Annotated in this window: 1 pseudogene; it reads left to right on the forward strand. The window is 48.0% G+C overall.

Annotation, left to right across the window (positions count from 1 at the left end):
* Window positions 1–350: pseudogene (locus H3S94_RS11790) on the forward strand (Intimin); the annotation flags it as partial.

The raw sequence follows: 350 nt of genomic DNA on the forward strand, positions 1-350 counted from the left end.
TGCGGTCGGGGATATGCGCACACTTGCGGGAAGCAGATATGATCTGGTTGACCGTAATAACGACATTGTTCTTGAATATAAGAAGCAGGAAGTCATCAAGCTTTATATGGTTGGCGGCATTACGGGCTTTTATAACGAGACTTATTCACTTGGCATATCGGTTAAATCCAAGCATGATGTTGCAAGCGTCAGTGTGATGGCAGCAAGCCTGATCGCAGCAGGCGGCAAGATTGTTCAGGGAAGCGGTGTCAGCGATTATTCGGTCGTTCTTCCCCGCTACCAGCAAAATGGTAATAACCGCTATACGGTTGAAGCAGTCGCGAAAGATGTCAAGGGCAACAGCTCGAAGA

It is taken from the genome of Bartonella sp. B10834G3 (assembly GCF_016102505.1).
In the GTDB taxonomy this organism is placed as follows: domain Bacteria; phylum Pseudomonadota; class Alphaproteobacteria; order Rhizobiales; family Rhizobiaceae; genus Bartonella; species Bartonella choladocola.